Raw genomic sequence first — 22,814 nt, 5'->3', positions numbered from 1 at the left:
CCCTATAATCGAGCTTTTTTTTGCATCAGCGCAGCGCGATTAGCTTAACATAAAGCCTGACTTCCCGGCAGAAACACCATTTACAAGTATCTCTACGAAATGCTCTCCAGAGTGATAAACGCGGGTGGTGATCGGCTTGAACACATGCGTTTTTGAGGCCGATATAGCGCTTCCGTCAGTATCGCTAAGATTCTTCCACTTAAATACCTTGGGCGTAGTTTTACCGTTCGCCTTTTGATGATGAATAACGTAATCGATCATCAGGTTTTGTTGCTTAGTTTTGCTTTTAGTAACTGAAAAAGCAGGCAGTTCAAATGTAAAAGTAATGCTCTCACCCATTTTAATTTCACTCTTATCGAGGCTTAACTTGGCTGTCGACGTATCGATTGGTGAAAAGCCAAAAGCATCTAACACTACCGGGTGGCCTTGTTTTAAGAGCGTTCTACACGCATGCTTTACCATTCTTATTCTGTTCTTATTAGCATCTTTCAACCATTTTGTGGCTATTTCCGCTACTACATCTGGATGATCTTTAGCAATATCATTAAGGTTGTTGGCAACCGAACGCCTGACGTATTCTTCACTATCATCCTTTAAACTATCGAGTAGCGGCAACAAGGGTGACGGGTCGTTAACATACATCGGTAGCTGCATCCCCCATGGTAGCCTTGGTCTACTGCCTTCTGACGCAAGTCTTCGTACATGGTAGTTCTCGTCGGCTGCCCATTTTTTTATGGTTGCCATACAGCGATCAGGATCGGCTAGAATGAAGTAACGAATACCAAATTCTGATGAAAGTCTCTTGGTGGCTTCTTTTAACAGCCGCAAACCTTCATCAAAATACTCAATGCCATACAAGCCAGCATAAGTCGTGATAGGCCAAATCCCCCAACCCGATATACCTTCGTCACCAATGTCGTCAGTATTCTGATTCAATTGCACCGGCGCTAAGCTCGAATGAATAATGGCAGCGGCTAGAAGAAAGTCGCTAGGGAGAGTTTGCTTCATTGATGTGCATATTTGATCTGCACGCTGTTTCAGTTCAAGTGTTTCCAATTCATGCCCAGCTAAGCTCACAAATTTTGCTGCTGAAAAATCGTGATACTTTAGCGCCGCTGAGGCCTTATCAAAAGCATCAGCCATGTGCGCAATTAGATCAAGATTTATCATATTTTTAAAAGGCTCTGGCATTTCCTCATCCTTCGGTTGGTTGGCAAAAATCTAATTTTCGGTCGCCTTATTTAAGACCGATACGCCCCAATAATCATTACTTTTTTCTTCAACTTTCCAGCCCCGCTTTTTTAAAACGCCCCGTAAATGCAAGTTCATGTAACCATGTCCGAACACGACAATGCTCTGTTTCTCCGTGGCATATTGCTGCAGCAAAACCGCCGCGTTTCTCGAGCGCTCCCTAGCTTCACTATAAGACTCGAATGGGCCTTTTTTGCCAAGCATCCACAAAGCTCGATTTAAGTATACCCATGTAAATGCACGCAATTTTCCAGCTATTTTATAGCGAGGAATATCCATTTCCCGTAACAGTTTTTCAGTCACGGCGGGCTCGTGATCAAAGGCAATCTTTGCCGAATCTATTGCTCTAATTAAGTCACTTGAGATGCAAAAGTGTTCAGAGAAACGCGAGGAAAGGTCTTCCTGTGGTCGACTTGTGCTTGCAACTTTAGAAAAAGCGTAGCGCTTAACCCATGCCACAAAACCAGCAGCACACATCCTGTCATTACTCGCGCTCTGTGGCTTTCCGTGGCGAATTAGTACAATCTGCAAGAGCACTCCTTGTTAGTTAACTTTAACGATACACCTGAATAATCCTAGCACTATCATATTTATGACGGCGCAAAGAATGACATAGGTGAATCAATATTTTTCCGCTTCTTATCAACATGATTTATACTCGGGTCATTATCTTAATGCAATGCTGAAAAAATCCTAAATGAAACTCATTAAAGTTGACAAACGCCGCTATAGAAAACACCTAAACTATCTCATAATTGCTTGCATAGCGGCATTGCTTATTGGGAGCCTAGGTATATCACAAACACTTATCGCACTTTATCCCGATGAAAGCGGGAGTCATTTTCATTGGAATTTAACCGGAGTAGTGATCACGAGTGCTATAGTTGGGTTTGCACTGAATAAAATAAAACATCACGATTTCATGACCGAAGTATATTACGTTTGGCGGCTCAAACAGGTGTTGAATAAAATCCATCGAAAGATGATGAAGCTAAAAAGTGCTGCCGACTCAGGTGATGTTGTTGCTATGACAGCGATTCAATACAGCTATGCAGGTTCAAGATTACTCTGGGAGCTTGATGACAACACAATCATTATGGACCAACTAGCCTTAGATCAAGCCGCATTGAACACTTTGGCGGAAAAGCATCATATAAAGCTTGATATAGAAACATTCAGCTTAGATAGCCTAAAGACTTTTTAAATCCGCTTGCAGAAAGTCTAAGGCTGCTCGCACCCTACGTGGCAAAAAGCGCTTCGACGGGTATACCAACCAAGTTGGAATATTGGTCGCGCAGTAGCTCTCCATTATTGATACTAAGCCTTGGTTATTTAAGCTTTCCTGCAAGGTAGTCTGAGGAAGGTATACAATACCCAAGCCCGTAAGTGCGGTGGCAACAAGGTTTGCGCCGCTGTTCGACTGAAAAGCAACGGGTACTTTCACACTCAAGGCATTGCCATTCTCATTGAAATGCCAAGTGTCGCGAACAGAAATAATACAACGATGCTGCGCTAGATCATTTGGATGCTTCGGCACACCATACTTTTTAATATAAGTGGGCGACGCTGCCGCCACCAAGTTCCGCGTGGTCAGAGGGCGTGCGACTAAACTAGAATCACTGAGCTCTCCGTAACGAATAGCGAAGTCAAAACCATCATCGATCAAATTAACATTACGTGAGTTAAAGTCCATTTCAATCTGTAACTTCGGGTGCTGCATAGCAAAGCGAGCCAAACTAGGGCCGACAAAACGTTCTGCGTAATCGCCAGCAGCAGAGACTCGAATTCTCCCTTCAAATTCCTGCGACTCAGATACTACTGCACTGTTTGCCTCTTCCATCTCTTGCAATATTACACTACAACGATTGAAGTATTCATAGCCAGCATCAGTCAGTTTTACCACTCTTGTAGTGCGATTTACCAAGCGCACTCCCATTTTTTCTTCCAACGCCGCAACTCGTCTGCTGACCAAGGAAGTCGATACCCCCAAACGCTTTGCCGCGGAAGAGAAGTTGTGGGTTTGCCCAAGGGCTACGAATTCTTCAACACCCATAAACATAAAATACGCCTCATAAGAGCTTTGCAAATGTGTCATTATTGCACATATGCAATAATGATTTAACAACAAGCCTAATTATAAACTCCAGATAATGTTCTAAAATACGCTTCGTAAAGTACTTATCAATACATAACTTATTTTAATTAGAGGAAGCACACGTGAAAAAGATTCTTGTTGTACTAACGTCACATGACGAACTTGGCGATACCGGAGAGAAAACAGGTTTTTGGCTAGAAGAATTAGCCGCGCCATACTATGTAATGAAAGACAAAGGCTTTGAACTAACACTTGCCTCACCTGCTGGCGGGCAACCACCTCTTGATCCAAAAAGCAGCTTAGATGATTTCCTCACGGATGATACTCGCCGCTTTGAAAGTGACAAAGAAGCAGAGCAAGCACTTGCTAACACGGTTAAACTAAGTGAAGTAAAGGCTGATGATTTTGATGCAATTTTTTACCCGGGCGGCCACGGTCCACTGTGGGACTTGCGTGTAGATAAGAACTCGATTGCTCTCATTGAGAACTTTTATGCAAACTCAAAACCTGTCGCAGCAGTTTGTCATGCACCCGCGGTGCTTTTAAACGCCAAAGCCAAAGACGGCACGCCACTTGTTGCAGGAAAAAAAGTAACCGGCTTCACTAACGGCGAAGAAGCTGCGGTTGAGCTAAGCGATATTGTTCCTGTGCTCATTGAAGATGGCCTAAAAGCACTTGGCGCTATATACAGTAAAGCAGATGATTGGGCTGAATATACTGTTGAAGATGGACTATTATTAACAGGCCAGAATCCGGCATCATCTAAAGCCTTAGCCGAAAAGTTGGTTGCAAAACTGGCCTAAGTCGGGCTTAAATCAGACCTAATTCATCTCAGCATTAGTGTCAAAACACAGTTCGGAGCCCTACTTACGGGGCTCCTTAACTGCCTTCTTATTCTTATCTAAGTAAATTTACTCCCTTTGAACCTTCTCACGGGATTGCCACGTTGCAGCTCCCAGTGTTGCATCCAACGCTGTTTCTCATCCTGAGTTTGGTTGATTTGTTTTTGTTCTTCAAGTTTTTGATATAAGAGTATACGTGCCATTTTCTTATTAGCATGTTGACTTCGTTCGCTCTCGCTTCGAACACTTAATCCCGTTTGCAAGTGAGTAGCACGAACAGCCGAGTCAGTGGTATTAACATGTTGACCACCAGCCCCAGATGCTCGGCATGCCTTGTATTCAATACATGGATCGAACTCGCTACTATTGAGTTCAAATACCTCACCACTGAAAAACCAATTTTTACGTTTATACTTTGGCCGATATGGACTTTGGCAAACCCAAAGGAGCGCTCCTTGCCAACTTTGAAGATAACTAATAACCTGTTCCGAAGCGCCCTCAAACTGCAGTAAAATGGATTTGTAACAGTCCTTTTCAGCTGCAGGTACTCTGTTAATCAGCTCCATTTTCATTTGCTGTTGCGCTACGTCTTTTTCTATTTTGGCCAGAGCCAAACCCAGTGCTTTACAACACTCGATTGGCCCTTGTCCTGCTGATAATTGCAATAGCATCATGAGGAGCAGCTCCCATTAGTTTTGAAGGTGAGTACAGGTCGCAGGCGCGCAACCAATTCGATTAAGCCCGCATCAAGCATGTCGGCAATAACTGTTTCACACTTTTTATATGCTTGAGGCGCTTCATCGTATAAAAGCTCCTTGTTACCACATACCACCCTGCTGCCTAGTTCAGTACGATAGAGGTCATCACGTTTGTACTTATGACTTAAGCGACCTTGGCACTCTCCACGCTTCCACTTTCTACCCGCCCCATGAGCAAGAGAATATAGACTCAACTCACTATTTTCAGAGGGCGTTGGCTTAACTAAATAGCTGTAGTCACCTCGAGAACCCGGTATAACAACATAACCCTGATCGCTTGGCGTAGCCCCTTTACGATGCAACCAACCATGGTGACCATCAATGATTTTGGCCGACACCAAGTTATGGTTTACATCCAGTGAACATTGCCCCTTAGCTCTAATTGCCTTCAAAAAGCGAAGCGCAATACATTCGCGATTGAGTTCTGCCCAGCGCACAGCCTCATCATGCTTATGCATATAGTCGGTAAAGTCGACTTGCGACTCGCACAAACCATCGTGATTGTACTCAGTAATATGCTCGACAAGTATAGACTGACCAAGACCTCGAGAACCGGAGTGAACTAACAGTTGTAAGTGTTTCTTGCTCAACCCAAGCTCTTCAATTGCTTTAGCATCATAAATCTCATCAATCGCTTGAAACTCTGCAAAATGATTGCCGCCACCAATTGTGCCTAGGGCATGATCGAATTGGCTGCTTTCAATGTCCTTGGTCTTCTTTCGACTAGCGATTAAATCTTTCCATGATGCATCCAGCGCTTGTTCTACATGCTCAAATTTCTTTGCTAACTTATCAAGGTTAACCTTGCTTACCTTCGCACTTGTTTGCCAAAGCGCCATACCGCAACCAATGTCGTTACCAACTAAAGCTGGATAAATACGCCTCGTACTGAAGAAAGCAGCACCAATCGGGTAGCCTCTTCCTGGATGTAAATCGGGCATGCCAGCAACCGCTCGCATACCTCTAAGTTCGGATGTTTTTAACATCTGTTGTATCGCCAGACTCTCTATCCACGTATTCGTAGACGCAACAAGGCTGACATTATTTGATAATTTTTGGACGGAATTGCCCATAATGTTTTTCCTTTCAAGAGGATAATATTTGAAATATGTTTGAAAGGTCTTTTAATTTCGCACGAAACTTCAGTCGTTAAATGAAGCTAATTATAGTGTTAGAACACAGTACCTCGTTTACCGAGAGCTTGGTGCGTCTACTGATCAAGACCTGAAAAGGATAATGATGTGTTTTGCATTTTATGTACTCCTTTCCAGTTTAGTGTAGAGATGGGTGTTTTATACGAGCTCATCAACTGCGCACTTGACTTAGCTGAGCACTTTACTTAGCTGAGCGCAAAAATGCTTTGGCGTTCGCATTGATTAATGCGCGGATGTTAAATGAACAAATTCGTATTGGCAAGTTATTTTCCACTCGCCACTGCTTGCTGGCATACTACAAATCCGCTTGCTGACGCTCCCTTAACAGCGGGCTTTTCACTAAGTATCGCAAGTATTTATTGCTATTAAGCACTTTGAAACCCCAAATACAAAGTGCAACAGTGACTACGCTGGATATCGTTGATGTAAGCAGCGGTTGCGACATATCAAGTTGGCGAATAAGCATAAAATTAGCGGCTGCAACGGGTAGAAAGTGCATGAGATAAATACTCAGTGAATGTTGCCCGATGTATAATAAAACGCCTCTCAAAACAGTTTTCTGTAGGCGCTTCATCAGCGTTAACATCGTGATGGCGTAGACCAACGCGGATAGATAATAAAAAACGCTATCCCAATACTCGTTTTTGATATAGAAATCAGCACTTATACAAAGAATGCTGAGTAAAATAAAAACGACTAAATTGGCTTTTTGGTCGATATATTCTATTAATGCAGCAGAAAAGATTGTTCCAATTGCGAAGAAGGGAAACAGCATAATCGTTGCCTTAAAAATGAATGGAAGACTCGCCAAGCCACTCACTTCATAAGAGATGCATAGCAAGCAAAAACTTGTGAGTATTACTACGCCTCCAAATCGCATTAAGACATACAGACTGAAAAAGGCGAGAAGCAATCCGTATAAGAACCATAGATTAAAAGTCGGCTCCCAAAGTAGATAAAACACATCACTATATTCAACTTGGTTATTCGTATATGAAGATAATGACGCTCTTATAACGACTGAGATGGTATTCCACAGTACATAGAAATACAGAAAATACAGTAACTTTTGCCTAGCAAATACGGTGAAAGGCTTTTGTAGCGCACTCTTGGTAAATAAACCGGCAACTAAAAAGAATAGCGGCATACGAAAAGGACGGGACAACTCATAGAGTTCGAAAACGGAGGAGCTAACCAAGCCAAGATTTTTGGCACCCATAAAAGCATGGTGGAAAACAACCAAAAAGATCGTAAGGCCTTTAGCCATATCGATCCATGCAATTCTGTTAGACTCCATCGTTTCCATTCCGCTTATTGCTGTTCCTAAAATCGCTATACAGCAGCGCCTAAGCTAGTTGCTCACATCCGTGTTCAATAATACCATCTTCGAAAGTTATGCACTATCGGCCATTTTCAATCTTCTCGATACAAACAGGCAAAACCACTTTATTATACGCGACTGCGTAGGCACTTTTGGCTTTTAAGGATGCAAACTCCTCCTTACCCTCGAATACATCGGCATGAGCGATAGCTTTAAAACCACAGTGTTTTTCCAGCTCGTCATTGCTGTGTTGATAAGCGCTAGCACCTGGAATATTGGTTTGTCTTCCCAAGATAACAAAGAGGCTCAGATCGCTTTCTGAAAGGGCTTGTATAGCAGACTCTTGCGCTTCACTCAACGCGAGTTCGCCACCCTCGAGAGCACTACCCTCAAGTGCAACATCCTCTGGGTCAGCACTTTCAGTTTCAGAGCAGCCACTTAGCGAGCTGAGACTAAGTGTTAATATACCAACTATGATCGTTTTATTTAGCATTTGACGACCTCCTAAGCCATGCAAACACACTTAGCAGGGCAATCAAGGTCATTGGTATCGAACCACCCGAACTATCACTCGCGGGGCTTTCTTCCGGAGTACTAGCGGGTATTTCATTTACGCGTATATTTATAGTTGCACTTGCTTGCTCGCCAGCTGCATCCTCTATGGTATAGGTGATCGTTTCACTTCCGATGAAGCTGGCACTGGCTTGGTAGTTGACTGAGCTTGCGTCAAAGCTAGCAGCGCCCTGCCCTGAGTAGCTGATGGCTACAACCGTGAGAGTATCACCAGCAGCGCTGTCGGCATCAATATCGTTCTGCAATACACTGATATTCGTTGAACCGGAGCCTTGTAGTAAAACAACCGAATCCGATTCCGCGACAGGCGCATCGTTGACATTTTCTACATTGAGTTCAAGCGCAAAACTATCACTTACATCAGTTCCGTCGCTAACACGCAAATCAATTGTCAGGCTACCAAAAAAGTCGCTGTCGGGAATAACAGTGCTGCCACTAAAACTATAATTTTCACCTGAACTCAACACCAAGCTCAATTCACTTAAGCTATTATCGATATCGCTTACGCTTAAATTATTGACGCTCAGGATAACAGTCTGATCTTCATCCACACTGAGTTGATTTTGCCCATTGATGATAGGCGCATCATTCACAGGGCTGACAGAAATTACAAAGTCAAACACATTACTATCGAGCATGCCATCATTAACCTGAACCTGCACACTTAAGTCACCGTTGAAATCAGGTAGGAAAGTTACCTGATTTGCATTCACTGAGTAATTGTCACCATCGAGAACCTCTAAGGTAAAATCATCAGGGTAAGAGCTGTCACCGTCACTCACGACTAAGTCAGCGAGGGTAACTGTATAGTTGGTATCCTCGGGCGCCGACACTGCAGATGTCTGCCCAGTTATCATTGGCATCATATCGTCTACCGAGACAAAGTTAATTTCACCACTACTCAAACTGAAGAAAACACTCGTCGAACACTTCAGCATTAGGCGAGATGAATCCAAGTTAATATTAGGAGCAGAAATACTGGCACTACCTGTATTAGGTATATCTGACGCAATTGCTAACTCAAATAGATTGTCTTGATCGGCATCCACCAGCACATCAACTGCGGCACAGTTGATCGGTGCAAGCTCAGAGTCTCCGGTATTCCACCTTAATTCTTGGGTGGTGCTACTTTCCCATGTTTCATCAAAAGCTTGAGAACTTAGCGAGAAGGCAGAAGAGGTCTTTACCACTTCCACAGTGACGTTTGCAGTAGCGACACCTGCAGCTTGGTCACGTGAAACTAAGCGAAAGCTAAGTTCCCTATTAGTATTTGGATAGACTTCGCCCAGAGCCAACTCACCTGATATAACACTAGCAAGAGAGGGGAAATAACGATAAGTCTCGGCTACCGGCTCGAAGGAACGAAACAAAGGGTTTTCTCCGTTGTCGGTGCTGGCTTCTGTGATGTTTGCAGTTGCACCATTGATACCGCCAGGGTCAACCTGTTCCCATATATGTTCAAGTTCGGATTGCTCCTCATCGGTCACTGTTGCATCAAGTAAAAATGGTGTTAGCGCTGGAATAAGGTAGTTATTAGCACTAAGTGAAATTGAAGGAGCAGTATTTGCCAAAGACGTATTAACACCACAATTTCTTCTATCAATCGTTTGTCGCATCTGATCTATCGAAAACGCATGGAAGTGAGGTGTACTTATTCTCGAAATATTCTGCGAACTGCAAATGCCGGCGTAGGACATGATTGTTGTGCCACTGCCAATTTCCACTGAGGCTCGCCCACTTCGTGAACGATTTCCATTGCAATTACTCTCGCTCGCGTTAAATGAGTGCTCTCCGCCCAACTGATGACCCACTTCGTGAAGTAATAAGTCAACAATAAAACGCTCGCCCGATGGCTGACGAGATCCTGTATAACCCTTTGCTTTAAAGCTGTTAACACACAAAGCACCTAAACCCGCTAAACCGCCACCATTAGTGTTGAGTAAATGCCCAATATCATAATTTTCAGACCCGATGATAGCGTCGATTTGAACCTGATTTTCGTCAATATCGGCACTTCCGTCATCATTCGTAAATGGGTCGGTATCGGCGTCTAAGAAAATGAGTTGATCATTATTGCCAATTAATTCAAAGCTGATAGCCAAGTCTTTTTCAACCACTTGGTTCACGCGCGTAAACAAGGTCACAATACCGGCCAATGCGCTCTCAACTGTGCCACCTGTTGAACTTGTGTATTCACCACTAGCGCTAACGGCTAAGCGATAGGTAGTAAGCGTGTCACCAGTGTCTGCTAACGAGTTGTCGCTAGAGTTAACTCCCTTTGCTTGCCGGATACTGGCGTTTAATAACTCTTGATGCAAAGCTTCTAGTGACTGCAGCGCTTTCTTCGCCTCTAGTTGGTTGTCGAAACTGGGCGATATCCGCACATTTGGCTGGGAACTAACGCCATTGTAACCCGAAGCCTGAGCGCTGTAGTCGGTAGCAATATCGTGCCATTGCCCGTTAATCTGATACGCACCGCTCATGCTGTCGCTGCTAATAACAAGGTAGCCTAAATCATCACCATGCTGGATGTTGTAACTCTGAATATTCGGATATTTAGCTGAAAGTGCCGGCGACATTACGCGCGACTTACTCATAGTGTATTCAGCTGTGTTTGCTATATATATAGGTAGCGCAATTCGTTGAGTTTCTCTTGCCTTAGTAAGCAGCTCATTGTTTTGCAAAGACCAATGATTCTCCTCACTTTGCTGCCAAATCTGCTTATTAATGCTCGCTGTAGAAGCCGGGTTACGCGTTGCCGAGTGAGCAGCCGCCATAGACAACGACATCAAGACAATAGAACTTATAAGCGATTTGGTGAAACGCCTTTTCATAGGAAGTATCCTTCAGATAATATCAACACACATAGATTGGTATAAGATACAGCAGAAGTTCTTCTGATGGGTGTTTGTAAATATACCAAAGTTGGTTTTAAGACTATTTTGTCGACTAAAGATACATTTAACTAGTGCACTTAAGAACCACAGCCGCCACAGCCCGACCCACAACCACTACCTCCGCTGTCGATATCAACGTCGATGTCATTTTTTTTATTTGCTGCATCGTGCTTATTCGCATTGGATGATGAACCACTGCCAATATAGCCGCCAGTGCCGTCAGCACCTGAGTCTTTTTTTGAAGATGAGCTCAAACGAACAACAAGCCAAATCATCAACACAATGAATACAACCAAGCCGCCAATAGTCAACAGCCTGCTAAACTCAACATGCGAGTCACCTGCAGCATAGCTAACGAAAGCCAAGCTTAAAAAACCTGCAACGCTCAAAGGTGCAACGAGAAATTTAGGAAAACCCAATTTTGGAAGAAGCCAGTAATCCGCTTTATTCAACCGTACAAACTCAGATGCATTGGCAAAGCGTTTGTCGGCACTTGGCCAAATGGATGCAGGCTCGTCGCCAAACACGTCGCGGTAAGTATGTAAGGTATTTATGTACTGCTCTCGATATGTTTGACGTTGCTCTGCACCACCGCGAGTCGGACCATGATGTATGTTCTTGCCGATGATCTCCTTACACATCACATTCCAATACGAATCGGTATAAGTCATGTGCAAGTGCCAAGCCTGATCCACTTGATCTGACGGAGTTTGCGACCGATTAGTGCTAGCAATTAGATAAATAAAACGTTTATATTCATGCACCACCTGCTTGGCATAATCCAAGCTCCATGCATTTTCTCGTGCCAAACGCATTTCGAATGTAAAAGCGGCATTCTTATCACTGATGTTCAACGCCATGATGGCTTTGTAAAGAGACTGATCCATGTATTTTGTCCTTTTGAGCAACTATGAAGTGTTCACAATAAAGAAAAAAGCTTTATCAGTCTATGCTTTCGACCTTTCAACAGTCAGTGCTGAAATCACCCTCCCTGAGTTTGCTCAATACACCCGAGGTAGGCTAAAGCACGATTTCGATCGCAGCATAAAGACCTGTAAATAGATAAATAACTTGGAAATGAATGACAACTTGCTTAAACTACGAAAAAGGGGGAAAAAGTATGAAGAGTCATTCTATTATTAAAGTAACAGCAGCATCAAGATACGCTCTTAACGCGCTATGGTCATCGCTAACTATGAGCGTCCCAGTGTCGCTTGTGTTGTTTACTGTAGGATACTTTTTCACTTTTAAAAATGTCCCGCTCACTAAGCAAGTAACTGAAGTTAGTTATATATTTTTATTATTCACTTCAGTTTTCTTTGTGTACCACTTGGTTAGGAAAGTTGCTATGCCTTCATTAAAGACCGCATTGAATACTCATAAAAAAATCACGGCTTTTATGATTCTTGTTGTGTCCGTAGTATCTATATCCATCTCAATTTATCTTTTGGTTCCTGCCTCTTAACCACTGGACATATCAAAAGACGACATTTCTAATTCGGTTCAAGTATGCAAAGAATGTTCTCCTGCCGAAGAATCGCAATTAGTGGGAAGTGTTGTCAAAATGAGTGCAATAAATTTCACTGTTAGTCGTCCTAGAGTAGCGTGAACCTAAAAACACATAGGTTCACTCTTTCTTCTTCCCAGCCGATGATTTCTTTACACATCACGTTCAAGTGCCAATCTTGCTCCATGTATTTTGTCCTTTTTTTAAACTGAAACTACAGATACAAGGTAAGGCAAAGAGTAGAGCGATACAAGGTCACTTTTACAAAAGCAAGCTGCTCTAGACGCAAGTAAATGCGTGAGCTTCAAATATTTCCACGGTATTGTGCTAGACTAACTTTAGAGCAAATAATGTATTATATTTGTACATCAATCCGTTAAAGAGTAGCTTGTAGATTTGAATTATTTTAATACAACACATCAAAGGCTAAAAACAGATACGCACTCTGCCCACACAGCATTGGATAGCAGTCCTTTGTTAAGAAGTTTGATGGAAACAACGTTAACTATTGAAAGCTATATAGCGGTTATGCAAATTATGCATAAATGGTTTGCCGCCGCGGAGTCCACGCATTTACACGAATATTTCAATCACTCGTCTTTACCGTTAATAAAAGTAAAAACTGGATTGCTGGAGGCAGATTTACAGGAATTAGGCGGAACAACACTGCCAAAATTAGCACTCGCTAAGAAGACGGCATCTAGACACTTTTCCCTAGGAGTGCTGTACGTCGCTGAGGGCTCTTCTCTTGGTGGTATGATTATCGGTAAAAAAGTTAAAAAAACACTCGGATTACAAAAGGCTACTCGTTTTTACGATTGCTATGGCCACCAAAAAATAGATAGCTTCCGCACCACAATTAACTATATTCATTCCCTGTGCGCCACAGAAGAGCACTATCAACAAGTACTTGCTGGTGCATTGGACTCTTTTTCCGCTCTCAGAGCCTTATGCAACAAGAAGGTGGTTACCCAAGAGGAGTTAGTGTCGTGAGAATAACACTGTGGCTTTTATTCACCTTCGCAAGCTTCAATACATTCATACAAACACAACAGCCAGATTGGTTACCTGTGATAGCGTCCATCTTGATAATCCTTGTAACTTTGGTTTTGATAATCATCCAGTACCTACATGTTCAGAGCATCAAAAGCAATGATGACAAGTACAGCAGTTTAATTGAGCAAGAGAAAGAAATATCGCAAGATAAAGCGAAGCATTTGGCAAAAGTGAGTCATGACCTTCGAACACCATTACATGGCATCAATGGTTTAATTGAAGTTATTGAAAAAGAAACAGTATCACCAAAAATACAACGATACTTGGACCAAATTAGAGTCTCTTCGCGTGCTTTGATGACGGTTATTTCTGATGCAATAGATCTCTCGAATAACTCTCCAAATGGAATGTCTTTGCGTTTAGAGCCATTCAGACTCTTAGAAGTTTGCGAAAACGTAGTCAGAATATTTACCCAGTCGGCACAATCGAAAAACATCGAACTTCAACTCCATTTCGATTCTAGGCTGATTGAGCTTGGCGTAAAATCAGATTCTCAACGCTTGTATCAGGTGCTCAGTAACTTGATAGGTAACGCCTTCAAATTCACTGACCACGGTAACGTTTCTGTGTGGGTCATATTCAGACAGGAAAATGCAGAAGAGCTCTCAGTAAGATTCTTAGTATCCGACACGGGCGTGGGGATTCCTGAGAAAGATCTTGCAGCCGTTTTTGAACCCTTTTATCAAGTGAATTCAAGCCAAAATTCTCGTGCAAGAGGTTCTGGTCTTGGCCTCAACATTAGCAAAGAAATAGTCGAAATGATGGGAGGAAAGATTCAAGCTAAGAGCAAAGAGAACTTTGGAACACAACTCTTTTTTGACCTCACTTTCAAAAAGGTGCGACTAAAAGGGATACCTCGATTTACCGCTGAGCATAAACATAAAACAATAATCAAGCTAGTTTCCTCAAAGGGAACAGCAACCGAATCAATTCGCTCACTGTTTTCAAATTGGAATATTAACGTTCAACAGTATGATTCAACGCAAAGTCTGCTTTCAGAAAATCATTCCGAACAAACCGATTTACTTATCATCGACTTTGCTGAGCTAGGTACACTTCAGGAAAGCAATGAATTAAAAGACGCCCTTCGAGCGAAAGCGAATTGTGTTTTACTCGACAATAATCAATATAAAGAATTCGCTGATTGGCATGTACTGTATAAACCAATTCTACCGAGCGAGCTAATCCAAATTGCAGTCCGTAGCGACGTTTTACGAGCGTCTTATACGCTAAGTGAATACCCCATCGACTACTCTACATTAATGTTAACATATGCAACAACAAATCCGATTTCTCATTTAATTGTTGATGACAATGAAATAAATAAAGTGGTGCTTCACGAGTCATTAAAACAACTAGGCTTCTCTGACTTCGACTTTGCCTCTAACGGAAAAGAAGCAATTCACAAGGCGGCCGAGCGACATTTTGATGTTATTTGGATGGATATTCACATGCCCATTATGTCGGGCGTGGAAGCTTCGAAGATAATAAAGGATAGCAAATCAACAGCTGTTATTGTCGCCATCACTGCCTCAGTAGATGACGAGCTTATATCAGAATGCAGAAAGGTTACGGATCTAGTACTTTCCAAACCTTTAAGCCCAAGTGAAATAGCCGAAAATCTGTATCAAATGTTTGTAAGCAAATCGATTGACCAAGCAGAGAAGCAAAAACTTGCTCAGAAATTGGAAGACATTGCTACACAATGCTCTTTTGCAAACCCGATTAATATATTAGTCGCATCAGAAAATGAAAAACTCATTTCATCCTTACTGCAAATTTTCAATACAACCCAAGCATTCAAGATGATGTTTGTCGATAAGGCTGCCGACATACCTGAAATACTTACGGTAGAGTCATTTCAACTTCTTCTAATTGATTATGAACTTCCAAGATTAAGCATACCCCTGTTGTTTAATGAGTTTACGGCGAAACGTATTGTTATTCCGATTTGTGTGTTAACTGATACCGTTTTCAAGCAACCAACTGTTTGGCAGCGTACCTGTCGAACTATTCCGCTCCTACCTTCATCAAACCAGGTATGTGAATTACTTGAAGCCACGTTCGTAAATGACATTCATTCAGCCAAGCAAATGCGAGCAAATACTCCAACCCAAAAGAGCAATCACTATGAGTAACTCATATAAAAATGTCGACTTATCTAGCTGCGATAAAGAAGCGATTCACTTAGTCGGAAAGATACAGGCGTATGGCGGATTTATTGCCTTTACGCAAGATTGGCGTTTGGCTTATTGCTCAAAAAATATCGAGAAATTTACTAATTTGAGTATCGAGGAGTGCTTCAAAATACCAAGTGAGCAATTAATTTCCCCTTCAATATTCACTGAAATTAAACACTTCGCTCAAGAGCTTGCACCAGAGCAAACACAACGCGTATTTGCTGAGTTTATTTTTGACCGAAAAACATCCTACGATATCAGTATTCACAAAAGCGGCGAATTAGTAATAGTTGAATTTGAATATCACCAACCTGTACAACAACGAAGGTCACTTCCCAGTTTTAGAGATACCCTGAGATCTCTTTCTCAAACCGATTCAATGCAGAGTTTGTTTGTGCATGCGACCGAACAAATTAGTCAACTAACAGGCTACGATAGGATCATGCTTTATCGCTTTCACAACGATGGTACAGGCGAAGTTATTGCAGAAAATAAAACTCACGAAATGGAAAGCTTCTTCGGTTTACGCTACCCAGCCTCTGACATCCCCAAACAAGCCCGGCGCTTATACGTAAAGAACCTAACGCGCCAAATTGAAGATGTAGACGCCGAAACGATCGACATAATAGGTTCGAACGACAGTAACGAAGAAGCAATCGACCTTTCTCTTAGTTCACTCAGAGCAGTATCGCCGATACATATTGAGTATTTGAAGAATATGGGTGTAGGAGCTAGTTTCTCATTAAGTATTGTGGTTGATGGGGAATTGTGGGGGCTGTTTGCTTGCCATCACAATAGTGCGAAATATATGAGTTTAGAATTGCGGTCGATAATAGAGGTATACGGAGAAGTATTTTCATTGGAACTTGCGGGCCGACTTCGCAATGCAAGTATGGTCGATACTGACAGAGCTCGAAGCCTTCAAGTCAGTATTATGTCTGCAATGAATAATGAAGAGACTGTGTATAACAATTTAGTACCGCATATCGATAGCTTTCATGAGCTCATTCAGTCTGATAGCACTGTTTTGTGGGTCGATAAAAAAATGGCTCAAACTGGAGCTGAAATCAGTGATGAGGATATTCAGCTTATTCTAAAGGAATTAAATAATTACCCTACTAATGAGGTAGTTTACTCTGATAATTTAGCTTCATTTCTAGACTCAGAACTGACCGTTTCTGAACGCTACGCAGGTATGCTCGCAATACCAATTTCGAGACATCCCAAAGACTTCATGATTTTTCTTCGCAAAGAAGAGACTCAAGCAATATCATGGGCTGGCAACCCAGAAAAACCAGTTAGTCTGGGCCCAAATGGATCAAGATTAACACCACGAAAAAGTTTTGCCGCTTGGCAAGAGCTAAGGAAAGGCTTCAGTGCGCCTTGGTTAGAAAAAGAAATTGGCTTAGCAAAGCTTTTCCGACAAATGCTTATGGAAATTGTTATTCGTAACATTGATGAACGTGAGCGCTTGATAAGAGAATCACAACAACAGCAAGATATGCTGATTCACGAGCTGAATCATAGAGTAAGAAACATATTGGGTCTGATTAGCTCGGTGATATCAAAAACGGCCAGTAATGCAGTAGATATCTCTGAGTTTAAGCAAGTGCTTGGAGGGAGAATTGAAGCTATTGCGGTTGCACAAAACCACCTTACTAAACGCAATTGGAGCCATGCACCACTTCAAGAGCTTATTGAAACAGAGTTAAACCCTTTTACTGAAAACATAGAAAACAATGTGATTATTGAAGGCCCATCGGTAAATCTGTTACCTAAGGCGTACACTACCCTTACATTGGTTGTTCACGAGTTAGTAACAAACGCTGTTAAACATGGCGCTTTGCGAAACGATCGTGGACAAATAAAAATTGAATGGAGTTTATCGCACAACAAGGATTTAACGATTGATTGGCAGGAATCTGGTTATGAAAATGAACTGGCTACTAAAAAAGGTTTCGGTTCGATTATTATAAGTCGCTCCATTCCCTTCGACTTAAATGGAACCGCAGATGTAATAGCGCATGGCAATGGAATAGATGTAACACTGAGTGTCCCCAGTAAATTTGTAGTAACAACAGATGCGCAACCAAAACCTTACGAAAATTCATCAGAACACACACTTAGCTCACCTACTGCAAGAAATGCTCTATCTAGTGCGTTGATTGTCGAAGACAATATGATTATTGCCTTAGACCTTGAAGACACACTCTATGCTCTGGGTGTTAAAAAGGTATTCGTCTCCGCTAGCTCTGCTGACGCTATTAAAATCATCAATAAGGAAAGCATCTCGTTTGCCATACTTGATGTTAACTTAGGAGGCGAAAACAGCATTTCAATCGCCAAGCACCTTAAAGAACTGTGCATCCCATTCATTTTCGTTACAGGATATAGTGAACTTCAGGGCATCAAAAAGGAAGGTTTTGAAAATGTAGAACTGCTATCTAAACCATTCAGTAATACAGATATCAAAAACTTTGTAGATGGACTAGTGAAATAGGCGTTATGTTGCAAAGCTATTTATCAATCGATACTTCGGATATCTCTCCACTTTAAACCAAATTTATTCAAATACTTTTGTAAACGACTTGAATCATTCGGTTGAGATTTAAATGTTCGGCTAACATCAAACAACTCTCTGCCGGCAGATGCCATGCTAGTGTGTCGCTGGCAAACCGCCAAAACATAACTCAGTTGTTGTGCATCAAACTTATCAAGTTGCTGAATCTGCTCTGTTGATAAATAGCTATTTAAAATATCAGTGTGAGTTTGTTCACCCGATGAACTCCAAGCGCGCGTTAATTTCTCAATCTCGTCTTCAACATCTGCAATAGTAATTCTTGATGAATCTGCCAAGGTGCAAAGCCGTGTTATTGCCGAGCTTAAATCTCTGAAGTTTCCAGACCATGTGGCTTTATTAGATACTGCAAAGCCAATAAAACGACTTTTAGCTTCCTTATTGAACTGCACTCGATGCCCCGACTTTTGGGAATACAACTCAATCTCATAATCAACATTTGCAGGAATGTCTTCCTTCCTATCTTTAAGAGCTGGTAGTTCGTATGTCCAAAGGTTTATTCTCGCAAGCAAATCTTCTCGAAAAGCACCTTTTTTAATTTCCTCCTTCAGATTTTTATTCGTGCCTGCAATGAGTTGAAAACCACTGTTAACTACTGCATCACTTCCAACAGGATGAAAGCTCTTGTTTTCAATCGCATGTAACAGCATGGCTTGCTCTTCCAAACCAAGCTCACCTATTTCATCTAGAAAAAGAACCCCCTCATTCGCAGTAAGTAAAAACCCATCCCTCGCTTTTAAAGCGCCAGTAAAAGCGCCCTTTGTGTGGCCAAACAATGCGGCCATAGCATTTTCACCCTTCAAGGTCGCGCAGTTCACCGACACTAGCGTGCCTTTCAGCATTGAACGTTTCTTTTTTAGCTGAAATATTCGCGTAGCTAACTGACTCTTTCCTGCACCTGTAGGTCCGGTGAGTAACATCGGATCTTTTGAGCGAATCGCCACTTTCTCAATTTGCCCAATGAGATTATTAAAATCTTTATTTTTGGTTTCAATGCCCCCTTTTAAGAACTCTTTACCTTCTTGGTGTTCAACATCAAATCTCGTCGCGAGTTGATCATACCTAGATAGATCTAAATCGATAATTTGTATCCGACCAATCGATTTGTTCTTATTGTTATGATCAGGTGATGTCTGAATGAGACGACCTGGGAAGTGGCGACTTTCGGTAAGTAAATAACTGCATATCTGAACAACATGTGTCCCTGTTGTTATATGGAATAAATAGTCATTTTTGTCGGTATCAAAATCTTGCTGAAGGCACCAATCAAACAGTTTCGCGTAAACTTCTTCAAAATCCCATGGATTCTGAAAATTAACACTATGCAGACTAACTTCGGTTTCTGGAGAGACTGATTCAATGTCGACGGTGACATCGTTAGCGAGACGATTACTATGGTTATCATGCAAAAGGTGAAGCTGATTTATCACCAAATCATCTTGGCTGCAGAGGCTGACGTTAGGTCGCCACTTGGCCCATCGGTCAACTCTCTTACCTACATAATCTAATTGTGTGCCAATCAAACTAACAACAACTACATCTTTCACAACACTATCCATATAGATACTTTAATATCCAAAACAGTACTTTTTTATTCTTTGAATTTCAATTAAAAACCTACGAAAGTCACAAAAAAACATACTTAAGTAAATTAAAACAATAACTTAACTACAAATTTAAAATAAAAGTAAAAGCTGGCACGTGACTTGTAAATACCTATTCGTCTGATTAAGTGGGTGTGATTCAAAACATCACCCCGGTGCGCTGAGCTCTGCGAATGCGTATACCTGATCAAACAGATATTAAGTAGCTCAGGAGGAAGAGCATCGAATTTTTTCGAAGGTCATGGGTTCGAGTCCCATCTTAATAAACATTTAAGTAGCTCAGAGGATAGAGCAATAGCATAGGGCTATTGGCGAAGGTTCGAATCCTTCCTTAAATACAGGTAGCTCAATTGGTAGAGCATCGAATTTTTAATTCGAGGGTTATGGGTTCAATTCCCATCCTTTATACAATGATAAGTAACTAAGCGTTAGTAAGTTGTGATTACCAATGTTGGGTAAACGCCAAGAACAAATGCGCTATGGCAAGCAGGACGCTCCCCGTGGTTGTTATGTTTCAGGCCCTTATCGAACAAGTACTTAACACTTACTAACCCCCTCTTCAAAGAGGACTAAATAAGGAATTTTTTAATGTTCATAAAAACACTAGTAGTAGCAGAAAACCAAAGAGTTTTGGCATACAAAAATCAACAGTTTAACAGCGTAATAAAACCAGGAAGACACAGAATCTGGGACATCAAGAATGAATTTGAGTTTATCTATTTTGACATCAATACCCTGTTCTTTTCCGAAAAAAACGCTGAACGCTTATATCGTAATCAAACAGTATTCGCAGAGCATATATCTCATTGGAAGCTAAAAAGTACAGAAGTGGGTTTGCTTTACGTTGACGATTTACTCAGAGGTATCGTGGCGCCAAGTGAGCATCTATATCTTTGGAAAGATGCTGGCGATATAAGGGTAGAAAAAATTTCTATTGATGAAAGTATCGATGTTGATGATAAAACGCTTTTTCTAGTCAACAGAGCTGGTGCCAATGCAGCGTCACGTCTCATTAGAAGCGAGCGCACCGTAGCAGTTAAACCAATTGCTGATTTGAATGTAGACAAAAATCATATCGGCTTACTTTATGTAAATGGTCAATTGCTGCGAAAGCTATCTCCTGGTCAACATGGGTTTTGGCAGTTTAATCACGACATTGAATTGAAGTCTTTTGATTGTAGAACTCAATTGCTTGAGATTTCTGGGCAAGAAATTTTGAGCAAAGACAGAGTGAGTTTGCGAATTAATTTAAGCGCAAGTATCAAAGTAGATGATGCCGAGTTAGCAGCACGTAGTGTCGATAAAGTAGATGACTTTATTTATAAGGCACTGCAGTTAGCATTGAGGGAAGCCGTCGGCACTAAGTCTTTGGATGATATTTTGTTAGATAAATTGTACGTGAATGAGACAGTTAAAGAACTGGCATTCGAGCGGCTAGCAGATGTTGGTGTATCACTTGTAAGTGTTGGAGTGAAAGACATCATCTTGCCCGGTGAGATGAAAGCAATATTGAATCAGGTAGTCGAAGCGCAAAAAGCGGCAGAGGCAAACGTAATAAAAAGACGTGAAGAAACCTCTGCAACAAGAAGCTTGCATAACACCGCAAAAGTCATGGAAAACAACCCAACATTGATGCGGCTAAAGGAGCTCGAAGCCCTTGAAAAGGTGGCTGAAAGAATTGATAGCTTGACTGTTTACGGTGGCTTGGAAGGCCTAATGAATGGCACCGTCAACATAGCTTGATAAAAAAGAATATTTAAGGAAATTATAATGTGTAAGAACTACAACGTGATAGAGAATGAAGGAAGCGCACCAATCAAAGCGTGGACTAAGGGAGTCCCTTTTGAAGAAAAAGCTCAGCAGCAATTAAAAAATATAGCATCAATGCCACTGGTACATTCGCACATTGCAGTGATGCCAGACGTACATCTAGGCAAGGGCGCAACGATTGGGAGTGTTATTCCATCTGTTGATGCTGTTATACCAGCTGCTGTTGGTGTTGATATTGGTTGCGGCATGGTAGCAACTAAAACAACCCTAAAGGCTAGCCAGTTGCCTGATAACTTATCTGCAATTAGGCACGCTTTTGAGGCAGCCGTTCCCCATGGTAGAACAAGTGGTCGAGGGCGAGCAGATAGAGGTGCTTGGCATAACATTCCAGACCTTGTTGCCGGAGAGTGGTTGAAGTTGCAAGCTCGCTTTGAACGGATCTGCGCCAAGCACCCGGCGATCGAGAAAAGTAACAACGTTAAACACCTTGGCACGATGGGAACAGGGAATCACTTTTTGGAGCTTTGTTTAGATGAAAATGATGCTGTGTGGATAATGCTTCACTCAGGTAGTCGCGGTGTTGGAAACCGCATTGGTAGCTATTTTATTGAATTAGCGAAGAAAGAAATGCAGCGCCATCAAATAAACCTGCCGGATATGGACTTGGCTTACCTTGAGGAGGGAAGCGACTATTTCAACGACTATGTTGAAGCCGTAGAGTGGGCTCAAGACTTCGCAGCGAAAAATCGTGAAGTTATGATGTTCAATGCAATAGCTGCGTTACGAAAACAGTTGCCAGTGCCATTTTCGACTGCTGAGCTTGCTGTAAATTGTCACCATAATTATATTTCGCGCGAACGTCACTTTGGCAAAGAATGCTACGTTACCAGAAAAGGGGCTGTAAGGGCTGAAAAAGGCGAAATGGGGATCATTCCAGGAAGTATGGGCGCTCGCTCTTTCATCGTAAGAGGCTTGGGAAATCCAGAAAGCTTTAATAGCTGCAGCCACGGTGCTGGTCGTGTGATGTCGAGAACTAAAGCCAAGAAGATTTACAATGTGAAAGATCAAATTGCTGCGACCGAAGGTGTTGAATGTAGGAAGGACGAATCAGTCATAGACGAGATACCACACGCATACAAAGACATCGAAAAGGTTATGGAAGCACAGAAGGATCTTGTTGAAGTCGTTTATACCTTGAAGCAAATTGTTTGTGTAAAAGGTTAATAGT

17 protein-coding genes and 3 tRNA genes are annotated in these 22,814 nt (G+C 41.9%); 10 read left to right on the top strand and 10 right to left on the bottom strand.

Features of this window, described 5'->3' with window-relative positions; translation table 11 throughout:
- Positions 1-39: 39 nt before the first annotated feature.
- Together ISG33_RS09185 and ISG33_RS09180 are read right to left on the bottom strand one after the other, a co-directional pair.
- On the bottom strand, positions 40-1,191 hold the full coding sequence (locus ISG33_RS09185; RefSeq protein ID WP_195733304.1) for a DNA alkylation repair protein: 1,152 nt from the start codon (positions 1,189-1,191) through the stop codon (positions 40-42).
- Positions 1,192-1,221: 30 nt separating this feature from the next.
- Positions 1,222-1,782, bottom strand: a complete 561-nt coding sequence (locus ISG33_RS09180; RefSeq protein ID WP_195733303.1) for a histidine phosphatase family protein — start codon at positions 1,780-1,782, stop codon at positions 1,222-1,224.
- 166 nt (positions 1,783-1,948) lie between these two features.
- Between ISG33_RS09180 and ISG33_RS09175 the strand changes: the two genes are divergently transcribed.
- Positions 1,949-2,455: a DUF3087 domain-containing protein gene (locus tag ISG33_RS09175; RefSeq protein ID WP_195733302.1), complete on the top strand. Its 507-nt coding sequence runs from the start codon at positions 1,949-1,951 to the stop codon at positions 2,453-2,455.
- Here the strand turns inward: ISG33_RS09175 and ISG33_RS09170 are convergent.
- A complete protein-coding gene (locus tag ISG33_RS09170; protein ID WP_229333515.1) occupies positions 2,441-3,346 on the bottom strand; it encodes a LysR family transcriptional regulator in 906 nt (301 codons plus the stop codon). The two genes, ISG33_RS09175 and ISG33_RS09170, sit on opposite strands and share 15 nt — an antisense overlap.
- A gap of 122 nt (positions 3,347-3,468) precedes the next feature.
- Here ISG33_RS09170 and ISG33_RS09165 point away from each other — a divergent pair, with 122 nt between their 5' ends.
- Complete coding sequence (locus ISG33_RS09165) at positions 3,469-4,149, top strand: type 1 glutamine amidotransferase domain-containing protein (RefSeq protein ID WP_195733301.1); 681 nt, start codon at positions 3,469-3,471, stop codon at positions 4,147-4,149.
- 98 nt (positions 4,150-4,247) lie between these two features.
- Here the strand turns inward: ISG33_RS09165 and prfH are convergent, their stop codons facing one another.
- The 6 genes from prfH to ISG33_RS09135 all read right to left on the bottom strand — a co-directional run bounded on the left by prfH (position 4,248) and on the right by ISG33_RS09135 (position 11,778).
- Positions 4,248-4,862, bottom strand: coding sequence for a peptide chain release factor H (prfH, locus tag ISG33_RS09160; protein ID WP_195733300.1), 615 nt, complete (start codon positions 4,860-4,862; stop codon positions 4,248-4,250).
- Positions 4,859-6,019, bottom strand: coding sequence for an RNA ligase RtcB family protein (locus tag ISG33_RS09155; RefSeq protein ID WP_195733299.1), 1,161 nt, complete (start codon positions 6,017-6,019; stop codon positions 4,859-4,861). The genes prfH and ISG33_RS09155 overlap by 4 nt, the downstream gene beginning before the upstream one ends.
- Positions 6,020-6,395: 376 nt before the next feature.
- Complete coding sequence (locus ISG33_RS09150; protein ID WP_229333514.1) at positions 6,396-7,406, bottom strand: acyltransferase family protein; 1,011 nt, start codon at positions 7,404-7,406, stop codon at positions 6,396-6,398.
- Between the two features lie 94 nt (positions 7,407-7,500).
- Positions 7,501-7,914: a hypothetical protein gene (locus ISG33_RS09145; protein WP_195733297.1), complete on the bottom strand. Its 414-nt coding sequence runs from the start codon at positions 7,912-7,914 to the stop codon at positions 7,501-7,503.
- Positions 7,904-10,828, bottom strand: coding sequence for a reprolysin-like metallopeptidase (locus ISG33_RS09140; RefSeq protein WP_195733296.1), 2,925 nt, complete (start codon positions 10,826-10,828; stop codon positions 7,904-7,906). Before ISG33_RS09140 ends, ISG33_RS09145 begins: the two co-directional genes overlap by 11 nt.
- 140 nt (positions 10,829-10,968) lie before the next feature.
- Positions 10,969-11,778 (bottom strand): glycine-rich domain-containing protein, encoded by an 810-nt coding sequence (locus ISG33_RS09135; RefSeq protein ID WP_195733295.1) that lies wholly within the window; start codon positions 11,776-11,778, stop codon positions 10,969-10,971.
- Positions 11,779-12,794: 1,016 nt separating this feature from the next.
- Here ISG33_RS09135 and ISG33_RS09130 point away from each other — a divergent pair.
- The 3 genes from ISG33_RS09130 to ISG33_RS09120 are packed head-to-tail and all read left to right on the top strand — an operon-like array spanning position 12,795 to position 18,134.
- Positions 12,795-13,391 carry a biliverdin-producing heme oxygenase gene (locus ISG33_RS09130; protein ID WP_195733294.1) on the top strand — a complete coding sequence of 199 codons (597 nt, stop codon included), beginning with the start codon at positions 12,795-12,797 and terminating at the stop codon, positions 13,389-13,391.
- Positions 13,388-15,592, top strand: coding sequence for an ATP-binding protein (locus tag ISG33_RS09125; RefSeq protein WP_195733293.1), 2,205 nt, complete (start codon positions 13,388-13,390; stop codon positions 15,590-15,592). Before ISG33_RS09130 ends, ISG33_RS09125 begins: the two co-directional genes overlap by 4 nt.
- Positions 15,585-18,134, top strand: coding sequence for an HWE histidine kinase domain-containing protein (locus ISG33_RS09120; RefSeq protein WP_195733292.1), 2,550 nt, complete (start codon positions 15,585-15,587; stop codon positions 18,132-18,134). Before ISG33_RS09125 ends, ISG33_RS09120 begins: the two co-directional genes overlap by 8 nt.
- Positions 18,135-18,157: 23 nt before the next feature.
- Here the strand turns inward: ISG33_RS09120 and rtcR are convergent, their stop codons facing one another.
- The gene (gene rtcR / locus ISG33_RS09115) at positions 18,158-19,771 is read right to left on the bottom strand and encodes an RNA repair transcriptional activator RtcR (protein ID WP_195733291.1); all 1,614 of its coding nucleotides are present in this window, start codon (positions 19,769-19,771) and stop codon (positions 18,158-18,160) included.
- A gap of 241 nt (positions 19,772-20,012) precedes the next feature.
- Here rtcR and ISG33_RS09110 point away from each other — a divergent pair.
- The 5 genes from ISG33_RS09110 (at position 20,013) to ISG33_RS09090 (ending at position 22,810) form a co-directional block, all read left to right on the top strand.
- A tRNA-OTHER gene (locus ISG33_RS09110) sits at positions 20,013-20,082 on the top strand.
- 2 nt (positions 20,083-20,084) lie between these two features.
- A tRNA-Leu gene (locus ISG33_RS09105) sits at positions 20,085-20,154 on the top strand.
- Positions 20,152-20,224, top strand: a tRNA-Lys gene (locus ISG33_RS09100). Before ISG33_RS09105 ends, ISG33_RS09100 begins: the two co-directional genes overlap by 3 nt.
- A 180-nt stretch (positions 20,225-20,404) precedes the next feature.
- The gene (locus ISG33_RS09095; protein WP_195733290.1) at positions 20,405-21,559 is read left to right on the top strand and encodes a slipin family protein; all 1,155 of its coding nucleotides are present in this window, start codon (positions 20,405-20,407) and stop codon (positions 21,557-21,559) included.
- 27 nt (positions 21,560-21,586) lie between these two features.
- Positions 21,587-22,810: an RtcB family protein gene (locus ISG33_RS09090; protein ID WP_195733289.1), complete on the top strand. Its 1,224-nt coding sequence runs from the start codon at positions 21,587-21,589 to the stop codon at positions 22,808-22,810.
- The last annotated feature ends 4 nt before the right edge of the window (positions 22,811-22,814 follow it).

Origin of the sequence: Marinibium conchae, from assembly GCF_015595035.1 — a bacterium.
Classification (GTDB): domain Bacteria; phylum Pseudomonadota; class Gammaproteobacteria; order Enterobacterales; family Alteromonadaceae; genus Glaciecola.
This window is presented reverse-complemented; position numbering and strand designations above follow the sequence as displayed.